Below are 17086 nucleotides of genomic sequence, written 5' to 3'. Positions count from 1 at the left end.
GCGGGCACTGTGGGCATGGTGGGCATGGTGGGTAGGGAGCAAGGGGCGCGCACGCGGCGCGCCCGTACGGCGGCGGCGGCGCTGCTGACCGTCACGGGCCTCTTCGTCGCGGGCTGTACGGGACACGGCACACCACGGGTCCCGGCCGACGACGGACGCGGACAGTTCCGCACGGATCAACCGAGCACGTCACCACCGAACACAGCGGAACCGAGCAAGAAGGCCCACGGTCCCTCCGTGCTCGCCGTGAAGATCGACAACGTGCGGGAGGCGCGCCCGCAGACCGGCATCGACTCCGCCGACGTCGTCTACGCCGAGCAGGTCGAGGGCGGCCTCAGCCGCCTCATGGCGGTGTACGCGACGAAACTGCCGAAGGCCGTCGGCCCCGTGCGCAGCGCCCGCGAGTCGGACCTGGAGCTGCTGCGGCAGTTCGACGACCCGACGCTCGCCTTCTCCGGCGCCCAGAGCAAACTGATGCCCCTGATCAACGGGGCGCCGCTGGTCGCCCGGACCCCCGAGAAGGCAACCGGCGCCTACTTCCGCGGCGCCGACAAGGTCTCCCCGCACAACCTCTTCCTGCGCCCCAAGAGCCTGGTGCCCGCCACGCCGGGCGCCGCCGCACTGACGACCGGCTTCCACTACGGCCCCGCGCCCGCCGGCGGCACCAAGGACACCTCGGAGACGGTCCGCTTCCCGGCCGCCCGCTTCTCCTTCACCTGGTCACAGAGCCGGGAGCGCTGGCTGGTCTCGATGGACGGCGCCCCGGACATCACGGCCGACGGGAAGCGGCTGGCCCCGGCCACGGTCGTCGTGCAGTACGTGAAGGTCCGCAAGTCCGCCTTCCACGACTTCCTCGGCAACTACACGCCCTACACGGTGACCGTGGGCTCCGGCAAGGCGAAGGTGCTGCGCGACGGCCGCGCCTACGACGTGAACTGGAAGCGGGCGAAGGCCACGGACGGTACGGAGTTCACCACGAAGGACGGCTCCGCGGTGAACTTCGCCGAGGGCCAGGTGTGGGTCGTCTTCGCGAAGGCGTCCTGATCAGCGCTGGGTGAGAAGGGGTTCCGCGGGATTGCGGAGCCCCTCCGCCGCGTCCGCGACCCGGCGGATCAGCTCAAAGAAGCGACCCTGTTCCTCGGCGGAGAGCGGGGCCAGGAAGACCTGGTTCATCCGGGCGGTGCGCACGGTCAGCTTGCGGTGGGTGCGCACCCCGTCCTCGGTCAGGCGCAGCAGGAAGCGGCGGCCGTCCTGGGGGTCGCGCACCTTGTCGAGCAGTCCGCGCCGGCCGAGCCGGCTGATCACCTCGGCGATGGTGGACCGGTCGAGCCCCACCCGCTCCCCCACCGTGCGCTGGTCGAGCCCCGGCTCGGCGACGAGCGCGTTCAGGACCGCGAACTGGGGCGAGGTGATCTCCTCGGAGACCATCGTGTTCCACAGCAGGTAGTGCGCCTGCTGGAGCCGCCGGGCGAGGTGCCCGGGGTGGGTGGTGAGATCCACCGCGGCCATGTGCGCTCCCGAGTCAGGTTGGTGGGCGTTTTGGTCGGTGCACTGAAGAGTAGTGAGCCTTGACGCCAGGCTGCCACAGTGGCAGCTTAAGAGAAACCTCGCTGAAATACTCAGTGCACTGAGCAGTTGGAGAGATGAGGCTACGCGGATGGACAAGGTGGTCGCCACAGCCGCCGAGGCGGTGGCGGATGTGCCGGAGGGCGCGTCGCTCGCGGTCGGCGGTTTCGGGCTGAGCGGTGTTCCGAACGTACTCATCCAGGCCCTGTACGAGCAGGGCACCGGCTCGCTGTCGGTGGTCTCCAACAACTGCGGGGCGATGGAGTCGGGCCTCGCGGTCCTGCTCGCCGCCGGACGGATCGCCCGCGTGACCGGCTCCTACATCGGCGCCAACAAGGAGTTCGCCCGCCAGTACCTGGCCGGTGAACTGGAGGTCGAGATGATCCCGCAGGGCACGCTCGCCGAGCGGCTGCGGGCGGGCGGCGCCGGGATCCCGGCGTTCTTCACGCCGGCCGGTGTGGGCACCCAGGTCGCCGACGGCGGCCTGCCCTGGCGCTACGACGGCTCCGGCGGCGTCGCGGTGGCCTCCCCGCCGAAGGAGGTCCGCGAGTTCGACGGCACCGAGTACGTCCTGGAGCGCGGCATCCGGACCGACTTCGCCCTGGTGAGGGCGGCTCGCGGGGACCGGCACGGCAACCTGGTCTTCAACAAATCCACCCGGAACTTCAACCCCCTCGCGGCCATGGCGGGCAGGGTCACGATCGCCGAGGTGGAGGAACTGGTGGAGCCCGGCGAGATCGATCCGGACGCAGTGCACCTGCCGGGCATCTTCGTGCAGCGGGTGATCGCGCTGACGCCGGAGCAGGCGGCGGACAAGCGGATCGAGCAGCGGACGGTTTCCACGCCTGCGGCACGAGGGACGGTGAGCGGCTGATGGCCTGGACACGGGAACAGATGGCCGCGCGGGCCGCACGCGAGCTCCAGGACGGTCAGTACGTCAACCTCGGCATCGGCCTGCCGACGCTGATCCCGAACTACCTCCCCGAGGACGTCGAGGTGATCCTCGAATCCGAGAACGGCATCCTGGGCACCGGCCCCTATCCCACCGAGGACCAGGTCGATCCCGATCTGATCAACGCGGGCAAGGAGACCGTCACCGTGCTGCCGGGGGCGTCCTTCTTCGACTCGGCGCTGTCCTTCGGGATGATCCGGGGCGGGCACATCGACGTGGCCGTACTGGGCGCCATGCAGGTGTCCGAGACCGGCGACCTGGCCAACTGGGCCATCCCCGGCAAGCTGATCACCGGGATCGGCGGGGCGATGGACCTGGTCCACGGCGCCCGCACGGTCATCGTGGTGATGACGCACACCGCCAAGGACGGCTCGCCCAAGATCCTCACCGAGTGCGCGCTGCCGCTGACCGGCAAGGCGTGTGTGAACCGGATCATCACCGACCTCGGCGTCCTGGACGTCACCGGGGACGGCCTGGTGCTGGTCGAGACGGCGCCCGGGGTGGGCGTCGAGGAGATCACCGCCAAGACCGACGCCGAGCTGAGTGTCGCGGAGGGCCTCAAGTGAAGAACGTCTACATCGTCGACGCGGTCCGTACTCCGGTCGGCCGCTACAACGGAGCTCTCTCCTCGGTACGCCCGGACGACCTGGGCGCACACGCGATCCGTGAACTGCTCGGCCGTACGCCCGACCTGGACCCGGCCCGGATCGAGGACGTGTACTTCGGCAACGCCAACGGCGCGGGCGAGGAGAACCGCAACGTCGGCCGTATGTCCGCGCTGCTGGCGGGCCTGCCGACCAGTGTGCCCGGCGTGACCGTCAACCGCCTGTGCGCCTCGGGCCTCGAAGCCGTGATCCAGGCGGCCCGGGCCATCGCTCTCGGGGACGCCTCCATCGCCGTGGCCGGTGGCGTGGAGTCGATGACCCGGGCGCCGTACGTGCTGCCCAAGTCCGACAAGCCGTTCCCGGCCGGGCACACCGAGCTGTACTCGACCACGCTGGGCTGGCGCATGGTCAACCCGAGGATGGAGCCGCAGTGGACGATCCCGCTGGGCGAGTCGGCCGAGCTCATCGCCGACAAGCACAAGATCGGCCGCGAGCAGCAGGACGAGTTCGCGCTGGCCTCGCACCAGAAGGCGGCCGCGGCCCAGGCGGCAGGGTTGTTCGACGCCGAGCTCGCGCCGGTGTCGATCCCGCGGCGCAAGGGTGAGCCGGTCGTCTTCGGTGCCGACGAGTGCGTACGGCCGGACGCGTCGCTGGAGGCGATGGCGAAGCTCAAGCCGTCGTTCCGCGAGGACGGGGGCACGGTCACCGCGGGCAACGCGTCTCCGCTCAACGACGGGGCCGCCGCTCTGCTGCTCGTCGACGACGAAGGCCTTGCCGCGACCGGTCGCGAGCCGCTGGCCCGGATCTCCGCGACCGGGGTCGACGCGCTCGACCCGCACTACTTCGGGCTCGCCCCCGTCGAGGCGGTCAACCGGGCACTTGCCAAGGCGGGCAAGGGATTTGACGACCTGTCAGTACTGGAGCTGAACGAGGCCTTCGCGGCCCAGGTGCTGGGCTGCGTCGCCGAGTGGCCCGAGTTCGACCCGGCGATCCTCAACCCGCAGGGCGGGGCGATCGCGCTGGGCCATCCGCTGGGTGCATCCGGCGCGCGTCTGGCCGGCACGGTCGCCCATCAACTCGCCCGCCGGGGCAGCGGAGTCGGCGTCGCCACCCTGTGCATCGGCGTCGGCCAGGGTCTCGCTCTCGTCCTCGAACGTTAACGGAACGCAGGAATCGCCATGACTCTCACCCAGCACGACATCGACCGGGAAATCGCCGCCGAGCACGCCGCCTACGAGAAACGGCTCGCCGACGGCGCTCCCGTCGAACACCAGCCGCGCCGCGACTACGCGCCCTACCGCTCCTCGGTGCTGCGGCACCCGAAACAGCAGCCGATCGGCATCGACGTGTCCCAGGACCCGGAGCTGGTGGAGCTGCACTCGCCCGCCTTCGGGGAGCGGGACATCACCGAGGTCGACAACGACCTGACCCGGCAGCACACCGGGGAGCCGATCGGCGAGCGGATCACCGTCGAGGGCCGGCTCCTCGACCGCGACGGCCGTCCGCTGCGCGGTCAGCTGGTCGAGATCTGGCAGGCGAACTCGGCCGGCCGCTACGCCCACCAGCGCGAGCAGCACGACGCCCCGCTGGACCCGAACTTCACGGGCGTCGGCCGCACGCTGACCGACGACAGCGGCTGCTACCGCTTCACCACCGTCCAGCCGGGCCCCTACCCGTGGCGCCAGCACGTCAACGCCTGGCGGCCGGCCCACATCCACTTCTCGATCTTCGGCACGGCGTTCACCCAGCGGCTCGTGACGCAGATGTACTTCCCCAGCGACCCGCTGTTCCCGTACGACCCGATCATTCAGTCCGTGACGGACGACGCGGCCCGTCAGCGGCTCGTGGCCACCTACGACCACAGCCTGTCGGTGCCGGAGTTCTCGATGGGCTACCACTGGGACATCGTGCTCGACGGACCGCAGGCCACCTGGATCGAAGAAGGACGCTGACCCAGCCATGACGAAGATCGACACCAGTCGTCCGGAGACCGTGCTGCCGACCCCGTCGCACACGGTCGGCCCCTTCTACGGCCATGCCCTGCCCTTCCCCGGCGGCGGCGACATCGCGCCCGTCGGCCACCCGGACACCATCACCCTCCAGGGCTACATCACCGACGGCGAGGGCAACCCGCTGCCGGACGCCTTCGTGGAGCTGTGGGGCGCCGACCCGGACGGCAACATCCCGCAGGCCGACGGTTCCATCCGGCGCGACCCCGCGAGCGGCGGCTACCTGGGCCGCAACGGCGTGGAGTTCACCGGCTGGGGCCGCATCCAGACCGACGCCAACGGCCACTGGACCGCGCGGACACTGCGGCCGGGCGCGCGCGGGCGGAGCGCCCCGTACATCAGCGTATGCGTCTTCGCGCGCGGGCTGCTGGTGCACCTGTACACCCGGATCTACCTGCCGGACGACGCAACGGTCCTCGCCGCCGACCCGCTGCTGGCCCGGGTCCCGGCCGAGCGGCGCGACACGCTGATCGCACGCCGGCAGGGTGATGGCACCTACCGTTTCGACATCCGCCTTCAGGGCGAAGGCGAGACGGTCTTCCTGGAGTACCAGTGACTTCTCCCGATCCCGACACCGGCCTGCTCGCCCCCGGATGGGCAGGCTCCCCCGCCGCCGCCGCGACCGCCGACGGCGCCTACCTCCAGGCGCTGCTCGACGCGGAGGCCGCACTGACCCGGGTACAGGCCCGGCTGGGTCTCGCCCCGGACGGGGCGGCCGACGCGGTGACCGAGGCGGCCCACGCGGACCGCTTCGACGTACGGTCCCTCGCCGGGCGTGCGCGCGGCGGCGGCAACCCGGTCATCCCCCTGGTCGCCGACCTCACCGAGGCGGTCGGCGAGGAGTACGGCCCGTATGTGCACCGAGGCGCGACCAGCCAGGACATCCTGGACACCGCGGCGATGCTGGTGGCGGCGCGCACGCTCGACCTCGTGCTGGCGGACCTCCACCGCGCCCAGCAGGCCCTGGCCCGGTTGGCCGCGGAGCACCGGGACACCGCGTTGGCGGGGCGAACGCTCACCCAGCACGCCGTACCGACGACGTTCGGGCTGAAGGCGGCCGGGTGGCGGTCCCTGGTGCTGGACGCGCGGGACCGGGTCGCGGCCGTACGGGACTCCCTCCCCGCCCAACTCGGCGGCGCCGCCGGGACCTCGGCGGCCTTCACGGCGTACGGCAGCGAGGACACCCAGGCGCTTACGGCGGCCTTCGCCGCGGAGCTGGGACTCCGGACGCCGCTGCTTCCCTGGCACACCCTCCGTACCCCGGTCGCCGACCTCACCGGATGTCTCGCCTTCACCGCCGGCGCGCTGGGCAAGATCGCCGCGGATGTCCTCGTGCTCGGCCGTACCGAGATCGCCGAGCTCGCGGAAGGCAGCGGAGGCGGCTCCTCGGCCATGCCGCACAAGGCGAATCCCGTACGGTCCACGCTGATCGCCGCCGCCGCCCGGCGCGCGCCGCAGCTCGCCGCCACGCTGTACGGCTCCCTCGCCGCCGAGGACGAGCGGCCGGCCGGTGCCTGGCACGCCGAGTGGGAGCCGCTCAGGGACCTGCTGCGGCTGGTCGGCGGAGCCGCCCGGGACACCGCCGAACTGACCGAGGGGCTGCGGGTCCACCCGGACACCATGCGCGAACACCTCGACCTCACCCACGGGTTGATCGTCTCCGAGCGGCTCTCCGCCGAGCTGGCGTCCGTGCTGGGCCGCGCCCGCGCCAAGGCCCTGCTCACGCAGCTCGCCGAGCGGACCTATGCCGAAGGCGTGTCGCTGGGGGAACTCCTCGCCCAGGAGCCCGAGTTGAAGGACGTCGACCTCGACGAGCTCACCGACCCCACCCGCTACACCGGCTCCGCCGGTGCCCTCACCGATCGTGCTCTGGAGCGACGTTGACCGAGAAACTCCTCAACCACCGCGCCGAGGGCCCCGCTTCCGCTCCCCCGCTGCTGCTCGGGCCCTCGCTCGGGACCTCGTACGCCCTGTGGGACAAGGTGGCGCCCGAGCTGTCCATCAGCCACCGGGTGGTCCGCTGGGACCTGCCCGGACACGGCGGTTCGGCGGCCGGTCTGATCGGTGCCGGTGCCACCGTGGGTGACCTCGCCGACCTGGTACTGGCGCTCGCCGACTCGCTCGGCGTGGAGCGGTTCGCGTATGCCGGGGTGTCGCTGGGCGGCGCGGTCGGTCTGCACCTGGCCGTGCACCACCCGGAACGTGTCCGGTCGCTGGCCGTGATCTGTTCGAGTGCCCACTTCAACGGGCCGGGCCCCTGGGAGGAGCGGGCCGAGCGGGTCCGCCGGGAGGGGCTGGAGTGGCTGCTGGAGAGCGCGAACTCCCGTTGGTTCGCGGGCGACTTCACCGTGCCGGAGCTCGTGCGGGACCACGCCGAGGCCGATCCTTCCGCGTACGCCGCCTGCTGTGACGCCCTGGGCTCCTTCGACCTGCGCGACCGGCTCGCCCAGATCTCCGCGCCGACCCTGCTGATCGCCGGCCGCCAGGACCCGGCTACCCCGCCGCCCCATCTGCGGGAGATCGCCGACGCGGTGCCGCGCGCCACGCTCGTCGAACTCCCGGGGGCCTCGCATCTGGCACCGGCGCAGTGCCCGGAAGCCGTCCTCACCGCGCTGCGCGCACACCTCGACGGGGGTGCCAAGCGGGGCATGGAGGTGCGGCGCGAGGTGCTCGGGGACGCGCACGTGGACCGGGCGCAGACCCGGCAGACGCCGTTCACCGCCCGCTTCCAGGACTTCATCTCCCGCTACGCGTGGGGCGAGATCTGGACCGACCCCACGCTCAGCCGCCGCGAGCGCAGCATGATCACGCTGACGGCGCTGGTCGCGCACGGCCACTACGACGAGCTGGCCATGCATGTGCGGGCGGCGCGGCGCAACGGCCTCACGCCGGAGGAGATCGGGGCCGTACTGCTCCAGACGGCCGTCTACTGCGGGGTGCCGGCGGCGAACTCGGCGTTCGCCACGGCGCAGCGGGTGCTGGCGGAGGAGACGGAAGGGTGACCCCGGCAGGGACAGGCGCCGGCTGCGCGGATGTGCCTACGGTAGGGGCATGTCGACCATTCTGATCACCGGTGCCACCTCCGGTCTCGGCCGCTACGTCGCCTTCGAACTGGTCCGCTCCGGTCACACCGTCCTCGCGCACGGCCGGGACCCGGGCCGTACCGGGACCCTGGTGGAGGAGCTGCGCTCCGAGGGGGCGGCCGAGGGCTTCGTGGCCGACCTCGCCTCCCTGGCCCAGGTGCGCGAGCTGGGCGCGCGGGTCGCCGAGGCCCACCCCGGGCTCGATGTCCTGATCAACAATGCGGGTGTGGGCGCGGGTTCGCCCGGCTCGGGGCGGGAGGTGAGCGCGGACGGGCATGAACTGCGGCTGGCGGTGAACTACTTGGCGCCGGTCGCGCTGACCAGAGCACTGTTGCCGACGCGGCCGGCGCGGATCGTCAACGTCGGGTCGGTCGGCCAGGAGCCGGTCGACTTCGACGACGTCGAGTTCACCCGCGGCTACAACGGCTTCACCGCGTACCGCCGCGCCAAGTTCGCCCTGGCGGCCCACACCTTCGCCCTGGCCGAGGAGTTGGCGGGAACGGAGGTCGCGGTCAACGTCCTGCACCCGGCGACCTTCATGGACACGGCCATGGTCCGCGAGGGCGGGGTGGCTCCGTGGTCGACGGTGGCGGACGGGGCTCCGGGTGTGCTGGCCCTGGCCACCCAGGACCTGGGCACGGGCGGCTTCTTCGACGGGACGAATCCGGCGCGGGCACACGAGGGGACGTACGACAGGGAGGTGCAGAAGCGCCTGTCGGCCGTCACCGACCGGCTACTGGTGTCCTGAGGAGGCGAAAACGCCGGTCCCCGCAGTCCCCGACCCGTCTCCAGCACCTCCCTGGCCTGCGCCGCCAACCCGTCCGCCCCGCATGAACGCGCCAGCGCCAGGCCCCGGTTGAGCTCCGCCACGGACCGTGCCGCGATCCCGTACTCCACCCGCGCCGCCGCATGCTCGTACTGACAGGGCGACGCCTCCAGGTAGGCGACCGCCTGCGCGGCGAGCCGTACCGCCCGCTGCCCGGTCTCCAGCGCGGCAGCGCACCTGAGCGCCTCGCCGATCGCCGTGTCCGTGCCGAGCCGCTCGGCATGCCGGCGCACCTCCGTGGCCAACTGGGCGGCCCGCACCGGGTCCTCGACGGCGAGAGCACGCGCGAGATCGACGGCCCACGGCACCAGCACTGGATTGTGGTGTCCCCGGACCGCCGCCGCCTTCTCCGCGGCCTCCAGTTCGTTGATCCCGTCCTTGGTCCTGCCGACGGCCAGCAGCAGCCGCCCCCGCACGGACCGCGGATCGGGCAGCACGATCGTGGACGGATACGGCGGCGCGAACCCGTACTGCTCGGCGATCGCCCACGCCTCCTCGACATGCCCGCGCGCGAGCAGCGTGTCGACGAGGTTGCAGGTCGCCGACCAGTACAGGGGCAGTCCTCGCCCCACTCGCTCGGCGAGCCGCAGAGACTCGCGCAGGGAGGTCTCCGCCTCCCGGAGCCGCCCGCGCCGCCGGTGGCCCAGGCCGACGTAGGCATGGGCGAGCGCCAGGTGGCCGCCGCTCCAGCCGGCCGACTCGTAGGTGCGCAGGGCGTCGGTGTACAGGGCCTCGGCACGGTCGAGCCGGTCCGTGAAGGCGTAGGCGCTGGCCAGCATCAGCGGAAGTTCGAGGCCCCACTCGGTGTCAGTCCAGCCGAGTCCGGGCGCGAGGCGGCCGTTGACCAGGGCGCGGTCGCACACTTCGGCGATCTCCTCGGCGCTCTCGCCGTGGGCCATCGCGTCGAATCCGCGCAGGATGAGCAGAGCCCGCTCGGAGTTGTCCCGGCCGGTGCAGGTGGCGGCCAGCGCGGCGAGGCGCTCGGAGCGCGCCGGGGAGGTGGCCTCGCCCGGGTAGAGGCCTTCCCAGGTGTACTGCACGGCCTGGAGGCGCAGTCGGGCAGTGCCTTCGTCGTGCCGGGCGGCCTCCGCCTCGACCGTGCGGACCGCCTCCTCCAGTTGGTTGTTGTGCATGAGTGCCTGGGACAGGCGGACGACGGCGTCCACTCGCGCGGAGCCCTCCAGGCCCGGCATGGCGAGCGCGGTCTGGAGGTGGCCGATGGTCTTGGCGGGGGCGGTCAGGAGGGTGGCGCAGCCGAGTTCGAAGAGCACGCGTGCGTGGACCTCGGGCGGCGGGGGTTCCAGCAGCGCGCGCTCCAGGCAGCGGCGGGCGGCGTCGGGGGCGCCGACGAGGAGGTGTTCGCGGGCGGCCTCGCGCAGCTGCTCGACGAGTTCCTCGTCGTCGTCCGGGTGGACCTGGAGCAGGTGCCGGGAGGCGGCCGCGGCGCCGAGCCCGGAGTCGGTGACCAGTTGGGCGGCGATGCCGTGCATGGCCTTGCGCAGGGCGTCGGGGATGGACTCGTAGACGGCGGTGGCGATCAGCGGGTGCACGAACTCCAGCTCGTCGTCCTCCGCGCCGGAATCGGTCAGGATGCGGGCGTTGCGCAGGAGTTCGGCGCAGAGCGCGGCCTGGTCCGGCTTGAGGGTGGCGAGCCTGGCCACCAGGCCGACGGAGATGTCGGTGCCGAGGATCGCGGCCGCCCAGGCGAACCGGGTGGCGTCGATGCCGAGTTCCTCCAGGCGGGCGACGAGTCCGCCGCCGCGGGCGGAGCGGTTCAGTTCGCGCAGTTCGTTCGCCGAGCCCTCGCTGGGCTCGATGTCGCTGTCCCGGACCTTGGCGAGGAGCTCGACGGTCTCGTACGGGTTGCCGCCGGTGACGGCCCACACCTCGCGGCAGAACGGGGAGTCGGCGTGTTCGCCCAGGGTGGCGCGGGTGAGCCCCGCGGTGGCCTCCGGGGTGAGGGCGCTCAGGCTGGTGACGGGGCGGCCCGCGGCGCCGGCCACGGTCTCCAGGAGGCGGGCGCGCTCGCCGTCGGCCTCACCGGGGCGACGGGCCACCACGACCAGGACGGACAGGTCGTCCAGGCGCTCGGCGAAGGCGGCGAGCCAGCGCAGGGTCTCCTGGTCGGCCCAGTGGGCGTCGTCGACCATCAGCACGAGCGGCCAGTCCCGGCGGGCCAGCCGGCGCACCGCGGCGACCAGTCCGTCGCACACGCCCTGCGGGTCGGCCTGGCGCTCCCCCGGGTCCGCGATGCCGAGGGCGGGGCCTGCGATGTCGTACCAGTCGCCGAGGTACTCGCGGGCCTCCTCCGGCATCAGCGACAGGAGGGCGGGCTGCAGCAGTTGTCGTACGACGTTGAAGGGGACCGACCTGAGGGTCTCGCCGCCGCGGGCCGACCAGACCGTGCAGCCGCGGGCCTCGGCGATGCGGCGGGTCTCGGCGAGCAGGGCGGTCTTGCCGAAGCCCGCCTCGCCGCGGATCACCAGCACGCTGCCCGAGGACGCGCGGTCCGCGCACAGGGAGTCAATAACCCTTTCGACGGCGGCGAGTTCCTCGTCACGCTCCCACAGCGAGGCCGGGGCGGCCGCAATGGGCCGTACCTCCGTCATCCCGCTACCTCCCCAAGTCGCCCGAACGACGTGCAGATCTCGAGCGTAGCCGTCCGGGTGCGGAAGCGGAGGACGGTCGGGGTACCTGTTGCCTTGACGGGTGACCTGCGGTACGGGCAGGCGACGCGCCCTGCCCGCGACCTGCCGCCGACGCACCTGACCGGCAGTCAGCCGTGCGCCACCGCACACGCCGCCGGCGAACTGTGCTTCGTCCGCGCCGAGTTGATCACCTCGCACGGCAGCGGCGGGCGCGGGACACCGAGGCCCGGGATCGTGCTCGCCCCGAAGGCCGCGCGCAAACCGCGCGCACCGAGGCGGACACCTTTGTCGAACTCGGGTTGGCCGAACTGCGGGAGGCCACCCATCGCCGTCGGCCTCCACGACCAGGACGTCGCCGACGAGGGCCGCCACCTCGTCCTGCGCGACCGCCTCGACCTCGACATCCCGCAGAGCACCCCGCAGCCCATCGGCAAGCGCCCCACCCGCTCCACCTGAGACCTCTGCGACAGGCGCCGGCCGGGCTCGACAGGCTGTCGGCGGGCGTCGTCGCCACCCTTCCGCACGGCGCGCACGGTCGCCCACGCGCTGACCACGCAACAGCCTTCCCGGCAGCGGACCGGCGAGCACACGTGCCCGGCACACGCGCCCGCGCACGCGCCGCCCCGGGCGTTCCCGTGCGGGTCGTCCGGAATCGGCCGGTGCCCTCTCATCCCTCTTTCACCGAGTGCTCATACGGTGGGGGCATGACGCAGGAGACTCCCCCCGGGTGGTACCCCGATCCCGGGCAGACAAGTGACGGTCCCGCCGCCGAGCGCTGGTGGGACGGCAAGGCGTGGACGGAGCGGACCCGGCCCGCCGGCTCGGCCGCCGCATGGGGTCCCCCGGAACAGGTCGCGAGCCCCGGGGACGCCGGGCAGTACCCGGCCTTTCCGCCGTATCCCGCGCAGCCGCCGGCCGGATCGCGGCGCGGCCGCATGGGCATAGCCGTGGCGGTGGCGGTCGTGGTCCTGGCGAGCATAGGCGTGGGTGTCTACGCACTGGCCGACAGCGGCAACGACAACGGTGACTCCGCCACCTCGCAGGGGCCGGGAGGCCAGGGCGGCCCGGGCGGCACGGGGGGCCAGGGCGGGCCCTTCGGCGGCAACGGAGGGTCCGGCGGCTCCGGCGGCAGTGGGGGTTCCGGGGGCGCGTCGCCCTCCCCGCAGGGGTCCGAGGCACCGAAGATCGAGAGCGGTTCGGTGACCGACTCGATCGACGGGATCAGCCTGCCCATCCCGGACGACTGGTACGGCCAGGAGATCCAGGTCGGCGCGTCCGTGACCTCGAACGCCTCCTACGCCTGCCCCGGCGACACCTCCGAGAAGTGCACGAAGGGCGGTGCCTACTCGGCGCCCGCGCTGGCCCTGCGCACCAAGGGCAGTACGCCCGAGGCGGTCGCCAAGGCCGACATCGAGGCGAACGCCAAGCAGTCCTACGGCGGCAAGACCTACGGTTCGATCACCTCGCACGACGTCCTCGCCTCCAAGGCGGTGACCGTGGCCGGACAGAAGGGCTATCTGGTCCGCTGGAAGGCGGTCACCAGCAAGGGCTCCGACGGCTATGTCGAGTCGCTGGCCTTCCCGTCCCCCGCGAACCCGCAGCAGATCGTCGTGGTGCGCTTCGGTGTCGACGTCGAGGAGGGCCAGAGCGTGATCGACGACATCACCAAGGGGATCAAGGTGTCGACGGGCGGCGGCAGCGGCCAGGGCGTCTGACGCCGGCCCCGCACACCCGGTCGGCCGGGAGGGGCGCCTCTCCGCTCGAGAGGAACCCCACCCGGCCGGGGGGTGCGCGCCGCCCCCGTCCCCACGGTGCGGCGCGAGCAGGTCACCGTCCGGTCATCCCGTGGACGGCGGCCTGGGTCTCAGCTCAGCCCGAGTGCCGGAAGCAGAGCGGCTTCCACGAAGCGGACCAGGTAGTCCGGGTCGGCGTACTCACCGTCGATGACGGGCCGGGCCCGGATGACGCCGAACATCTGGGCCGGGATGTACTCCAGCGCCGGGTGTCCGCCGGCGATCTCTCCCCGGTCGACCCCACGCTGGAGGATGTGCCTCAGCGCGGCGATCTCCGGGTCGATCAGCGCCTCACGCAGGGCCTGCGCGAGCTCCGCGTCCTGGGTGACGGCGTGGCCGAGGGCCTGGTGCAGCTTGGTGTCCTGCATCGACCACCGGCCCGCGGCCCGGGCGGCCTCGCGCAGGTCGTCGGCGAGCGAACCGGTGTCGATCCCGTCGAACTTCGACCTGCGGCGGGAGCGCAGGGCGGCCACCACGAACTGCGGCTTGGTCTTCCACTGCCGGTAGAGGGTGGACTTGCTGCAGCGGGTGCTGGCGGCCACGCCCTCCATGGTCACAGCGTCGTATCCGCATTCGCGGACCTGTTCGAGCACGGCGTCGAAGAACTCCTGCTCACGCTCGGGCGTGATCTTGGAGCGGCGCGAGGCGGCGACCGTCTCCGGTCCGTCCGCGGCCTGCGACGTCATCAGCTCTCCCCTTCACTCGCTCCGCCGGCCGGCCTGCTGCACGGCCGTCGCGTTTCATTCCCGGATTCCAGTGTGTCGTATGTCAATCGAAACGCCAGTGTACCGGTACCCGACCGTATCGGTACACTGGCGTATCGGTACGGTGTCGTACCGATGAGTTTTTGGAATCGGAACGGGTCACCACCTTGTTCGGATTCCCCACCTGCACCACCGCCAGCGAAAGGGCCGGGGGAATGAACGCCCGCACCGAGCCTTCAGAAGCGGAGCCGGGCGCCACAGCGCGGCCGCCGCTCGTCCGTGAGCTCCTGCTCGTCGTAGGACTCTTCCTCGTCTACAAGTTCGGCCGGCAACTGGTCACGGGCCACACCCCCGAGGCCTTCCGCAACGCCGGCCGGGTGTGGGACTGGGAGCGGGCCCTGCACCTGCCCTCGGAGGGCTCGGTGCAGTCGCTGCTGCTGCACGGCGACACCCTCGCGCACCTCGCGAACACCTACTACGCGACCGTTCACTTCCCGGCCACGGTCGCCTTCCTGGTCTGGCTGTACCTGAAGCGCCCCGCCCACTACGTCTGGGCCCGCCGCGTCCTGGCCGCCCTCACCGGCGCCGCCCTGGTACTGCACCTCGTCTTCCCGCTGGCCCCGCCCCGGATGCTCGCGGCGGCCGGCCTGGTCGACACCGCGAAGGTCTACGGCCCCTCGGTGTACGGCCCGCCGCAGACCGACACCCTCTCCAACCAGTTCGCCGCGATGCCCTCGCTGCACTTCGGGTGGGCGCTGATGGTGGCGATCGGCCTGATCGTGGCGACCCGCTCGCGCCTGCGCCTGCTGTGGCTGCTGCATCCGCTGGTGACCCTGCTGGTGATCGTCGGGACGGCGAACCACTACTGGATGGACGCGATCGTGGCCACGGCCCTGCTCGGCATCGCCCTGGCGGTCATCCAGGTGCCGCAGCGCACGGCCACGACCGCGGGCCGGGCGCAGGAGAAGCTCACCCCGGCCGAACCCGAGAGCAACGTTCTGGTCGGAGCGGGCCGATGAACGCCACCCTGCTCGCCCTGGCCCTCTCCCTGCTCTCCTCCGTCGCCTACGCGGCCGCCGCCGTCGCCCAGGAGCGCCTCGCCTCCCGCGACCCCGGCCCCGGTGTGCTGCGGATGCTGAGTTCGGGCGCATGGTGGGGATCGGTCGCGCTCAACGCGGCGGCCGCACTGCTGCACGTCGTCGCCCTCAAGTACGGCCCCCTGACCGTGGTCCAGCCGCTCGGCGCCCTCACCCTGGTCGCCGCGGTGCCGCTGGGCGCGCGGATCGCGGGGCGCCGGGTCAGCGCGACGGAGTGGCGGGGCACCGCGTACACGCTGGCCGGTCTCGCCGCGATCCTCGTGGTGGCGTCCGGATCCACGCCCGGGAGGGTGCTGAGCACCTCCGAGGCGGTGGCCGTGGCCGCCGTTACGGCGGCGCTGATCGGTCTCCTGGCCCGTCCGGGCACCCGGCCCGGCATACGGCACGCCTCGGCGTCCGGGGTCGCCTCGGGCGTGGCCTCCGCGCTCACCCAGACCGTGACGGTGGCCGCGACGGACCGTTCCGAGTCGCTCCTCAGCGTCCAGGTGATCGGCGTGGCCCTGCTCGTGGCGGCCTTCGCCGCGGGCGGACTCCTGCTCTCCCAGACCGCCTACCGTGACGGACTGGGCGCCCCGCTGGCGGTGGTGACCCTGGCCAACCCGTTGGCCGCCGCGGTGATCGGCCTGTCCCTGCTGGGCGAGGGCCTGCGGGGCGGCGCGGCGGGCATGCTGCTCGCGCTGGCGGGAGCGGGCCTGGCGGCCTGGGGTGTGGTGCTGCTGACCCGCAAGCCCCCGGTGCCGGCGGACGACGACCACCCGGTGGCGGCCGTGCTGGCCCTGGAGCCGTCGACGGCGTCCGTGGAACCGTCCCTGCGGGACATGACTGTGCCCCGGCAACAGGAGCCGGGGCACCTCACACCGCTCTAGACAGGCTCAGCCGAACCCGCGCGCGTCCTGCTTCAGCGCCGTGTCCACGGTCAACGCGGTGGCGACGACCAGGCTCAACAGCGGCTCGGGCAGCTGGTAGTGGATCTGCAGCACGTAGTTGTCCGCGGTCGTGAACATCGTCTTGGCGAGCCCCTCCCACGTCTTCGTGATGCGGGCCACCTCGTTCTCCGTGTGGTCGACGATCGCGAAGTTCCAGGCCCGCCAGTTCTCCGCCTTGATCGCGCCGACCTGCTGCCCGTTCACCATCAGCGCGAAGTTGATCTTCCCGATCATGTTCTGCTGGACGATCTCACCGACCGGCGAACCGTCCGGACGCTCCACGATCACCCGCGACTTGAAGATCTTCCCCGGCCGGGTCAGCAGCATGAGCGGCTGCCCGTGGGCGTCGCGGATCTCCAGCTTGATCTTCATGAACTGATCGATGCTGTAGAAGAACCGCACGATCTTCCGGAAGGCGCTCTGCCCGACCTGGGTGACGGAGCCGAGCTGGTTGCCGTTCTGATCCATGACCTTGTACTCGTTGGTCAGCTCGATCAGCTTGGCCTTCTGGTTGACCACGAGCACCGGCTCGGTGAACAGCGTGCCGCCGCCCGCCCCGCCCCCGCTGACCCCGGCCTGCTGCTGCACCTGACGCTGCACGCGCTGGTCGGGACCGGCCGACTGCTGAGGCATCTGCGGTGCCTGCTGGACCGGCGGGGCGGGTGGGGCCTGCACGACCTGAGCGGTACCCTGGCCCGCCCCCTGCTGGTCCTGGTGGGTGTGCTGGGTCCACTGCGCGCCGTCCCAGTACCGGAGCGTCTGGGCCGCCCCGTGCGGATCGGGGTACCAGCCTGTAGGTGTGTTCGAATGCGTGGTCACCGGGGCACACTACCCCGGGACCACAGCGATCCGGCCAGGTGAACGACAGCTCCGGCCG

General features: G+C 72.2%; 16 protein-coding genes and 1 pseudogene. 13 read left to right on the top strand and 4 right to left on the bottom strand.

Annotation, left to right across the window (positions count from 1 at the left end):
• Positions 1-24: 24 nt before the first annotated feature.
• Positions 25-1044, top strand: a complete 1020-nt coding sequence (locus ACIRP7_RS23600) for a DUF3048 domain-containing protein (protein WP_403662839.1) — start codon at positions 25-27, stop codon at positions 1042-1044.
• Here the strand turns inward: ACIRP7_RS23600 and ACIRP7_RS23595 are convergent, their stop codons facing one another.
• Positions 1045-1509, bottom strand: coding sequence for a MarR family transcriptional regulator (locus tag ACIRP7_RS23595; protein WP_352380817.1), 465 nt, complete (start codon positions 1507-1509; stop codon positions 1045-1047).
• A gap of 148 nt (positions 1510-1657) precedes the next feature.
• Between ACIRP7_RS23595 and ACIRP7_RS23590 the strand changes: the two genes are divergently transcribed.
• The 8 genes and pseudogenes from ACIRP7_RS23590 to ACIRP7_RS23555 form a co-directional block, all read left to right on the top strand.
• Positions 1658-2440, top strand: a complete 783-nt coding sequence (locus ACIRP7_RS23590; RefSeq protein WP_403662835.1) for a CoA transferase subunit A — start codon at positions 1658-1660, stop codon at positions 2438-2440.
• Entirely contained in the window at positions 2440-3084 is a 645-nt protein-coding gene (locus tag ACIRP7_RS23585) for a CoA transferase subunit B (protein WP_403662832.1), read from the top strand. The genes ACIRP7_RS23590 and ACIRP7_RS23585 overlap by 1 nt, the downstream gene beginning before the upstream one ends.
• Positions 3081-4283, top strand: coding sequence for a thiolase family protein (locus tag ACIRP7_RS23580; protein ID WP_403662829.1), 1203 nt, complete (start codon positions 3081-3083; stop codon positions 4281-4283). Before ACIRP7_RS23585 ends, ACIRP7_RS23580 begins: the two co-directional genes overlap by 4 nt.
• Before the next feature lie 18 nt (positions 4284-4301).
• Positions 4302-5075 (top strand): protocatechuate 3,4-dioxygenase subunit beta, encoded by a 774-nt coding sequence (gene pcaH, locus ACIRP7_RS23575; RefSeq protein ID WP_403662826.1) that lies wholly within the window; start codon positions 4302-4304, stop codon positions 5073-5075.
• Positions 5076-5082: 7 nt separating this feature from the next.
• Positions 5083-5688, top strand: coding sequence for a protocatechuate 3,4-dioxygenase subunit alpha (pcaG, locus tag ACIRP7_RS23570; RefSeq protein WP_403662824.1), 606 nt, complete (start codon positions 5083-5085; stop codon positions 5686-5688).
• Positions 5685-7016 (top strand): 3-carboxy-cis,cis-muconate cycloisomerase, encoded by a 1332-nt coding sequence (gene pcaB, locus ACIRP7_RS23565; protein ID WP_403662821.1) that lies wholly within the window; start codon positions 5685-5687, stop codon positions 7014-7016. The genes pcaG and pcaB overlap by 4 nt, the downstream gene beginning before the upstream one ends.
• Positions 7013-8134, top strand: coding sequence for a 3-oxoadipate enol-lactonase (gene pcaD, locus ACIRP7_RS23560; RefSeq protein WP_403662818.1), 1122 nt, complete (start codon positions 7013-7015; stop codon positions 8132-8134). Before pcaB ends, pcaD begins: the two co-directional genes overlap by 4 nt.
• A 49-nt stretch (positions 8135-8183) precedes the next feature.
• Positions 8184-8717 (top strand): annotated as a pseudogene (locus tag ACIRP7_RS23555) (SDR family NAD(P)-dependent oxidoreductase); the annotation flags it as partial.
• Here ACIRP7_RS23555 and ACIRP7_RS23550 read toward each other — a convergent pair.
• Complete coding sequence (locus ACIRP7_RS23550) at positions 8633-11650, bottom strand: ATP-binding protein (RefSeq protein ID WP_403662815.1); 3018 nt, start codon at positions 11648-11650, stop codon at positions 8633-8635. The pseudogene ACIRP7_RS23555 and the gene ACIRP7_RS23550 sit on opposite strands and share 85 nt — an antisense overlap.
• A gap of 93 nt (positions 11651-11743) precedes the next feature.
• Between ACIRP7_RS23550 and ACIRP7_RS23545 the strand changes: the two genes are divergently transcribed.
• A complete protein-coding gene (locus tag ACIRP7_RS23545) occupies positions 11744-12145 on the top strand; it encodes a hypothetical protein (protein WP_403662812.1) in 402 nt (133 codons plus the stop codon).
• A 248-nt stretch (positions 12146-12393) separates the two neighbouring features.
• Positions 12394-13404 (top strand): DUF2510 domain-containing protein, encoded by a 1011-nt coding sequence (locus ACIRP7_RS23540; protein ID WP_403662808.1) that lies wholly within the window; start codon positions 12394-12396, stop codon positions 13402-13404.
• A 149-nt stretch (positions 13405-13553) separates the two neighbouring features.
• Here the strand turns inward: ACIRP7_RS23540 and ACIRP7_RS23535 are convergent, their stop codons facing one another.
• Entirely contained in the window at positions 13554-14168 is a 615-nt protein-coding gene (locus ACIRP7_RS23535) for a TetR/AcrR family transcriptional regulator C-terminal ligand-binding domain-containing protein (protein ID WP_403662805.1), read from the bottom strand.
• 233 nt (positions 14169-14401) lie between these two features.
• On the opposite strand from ACIRP7_RS23535, the gene ACIRP7_RS23530 reads away from it, so the two are divergent.
• Positions 14402-15205, top strand: a complete 804-nt coding sequence (locus tag ACIRP7_RS23530) for a phosphatase PAP2 family protein (RefSeq protein ID WP_403662802.1) — start codon at positions 14402-14404, stop codon at positions 15203-15205.
• On the top strand, positions 15202-16149 hold the full coding sequence (locus ACIRP7_RS23525; RefSeq protein ID WP_403662799.1) for a hypothetical protein: 948 nt from the start codon (positions 15202-15204) through the stop codon (positions 16147-16149). Before ACIRP7_RS23530 ends, ACIRP7_RS23525 begins: the two co-directional genes overlap by 4 nt.
• Before the next feature lie 6 nt (positions 16150-16155).
• Here the strand turns inward: ACIRP7_RS23525 and ACIRP7_RS23520 are convergent, their stop codons facing one another.
• Complete coding sequence (locus ACIRP7_RS23520) at positions 16156-17028, bottom strand: phospholipid scramblase-related protein (protein WP_403662796.1); 873 nt, start codon at positions 17026-17028, stop codon at positions 16156-16158.
• Between the last annotated feature and the right edge of the window lie 58 nt (positions 17029-17086).

Origin of the sequence: Streptomyces sp. NPDC102270 (assembly GCF_044766405.1) — a bacterium.
Taxonomy (GTDB): Bacteria; Actinomycetota; Actinomycetes; order Streptomycetales; family Streptomycetaceae; genus Streptomyces.
This window is presented reverse-complemented; position numbering and strand designations above follow the sequence as displayed.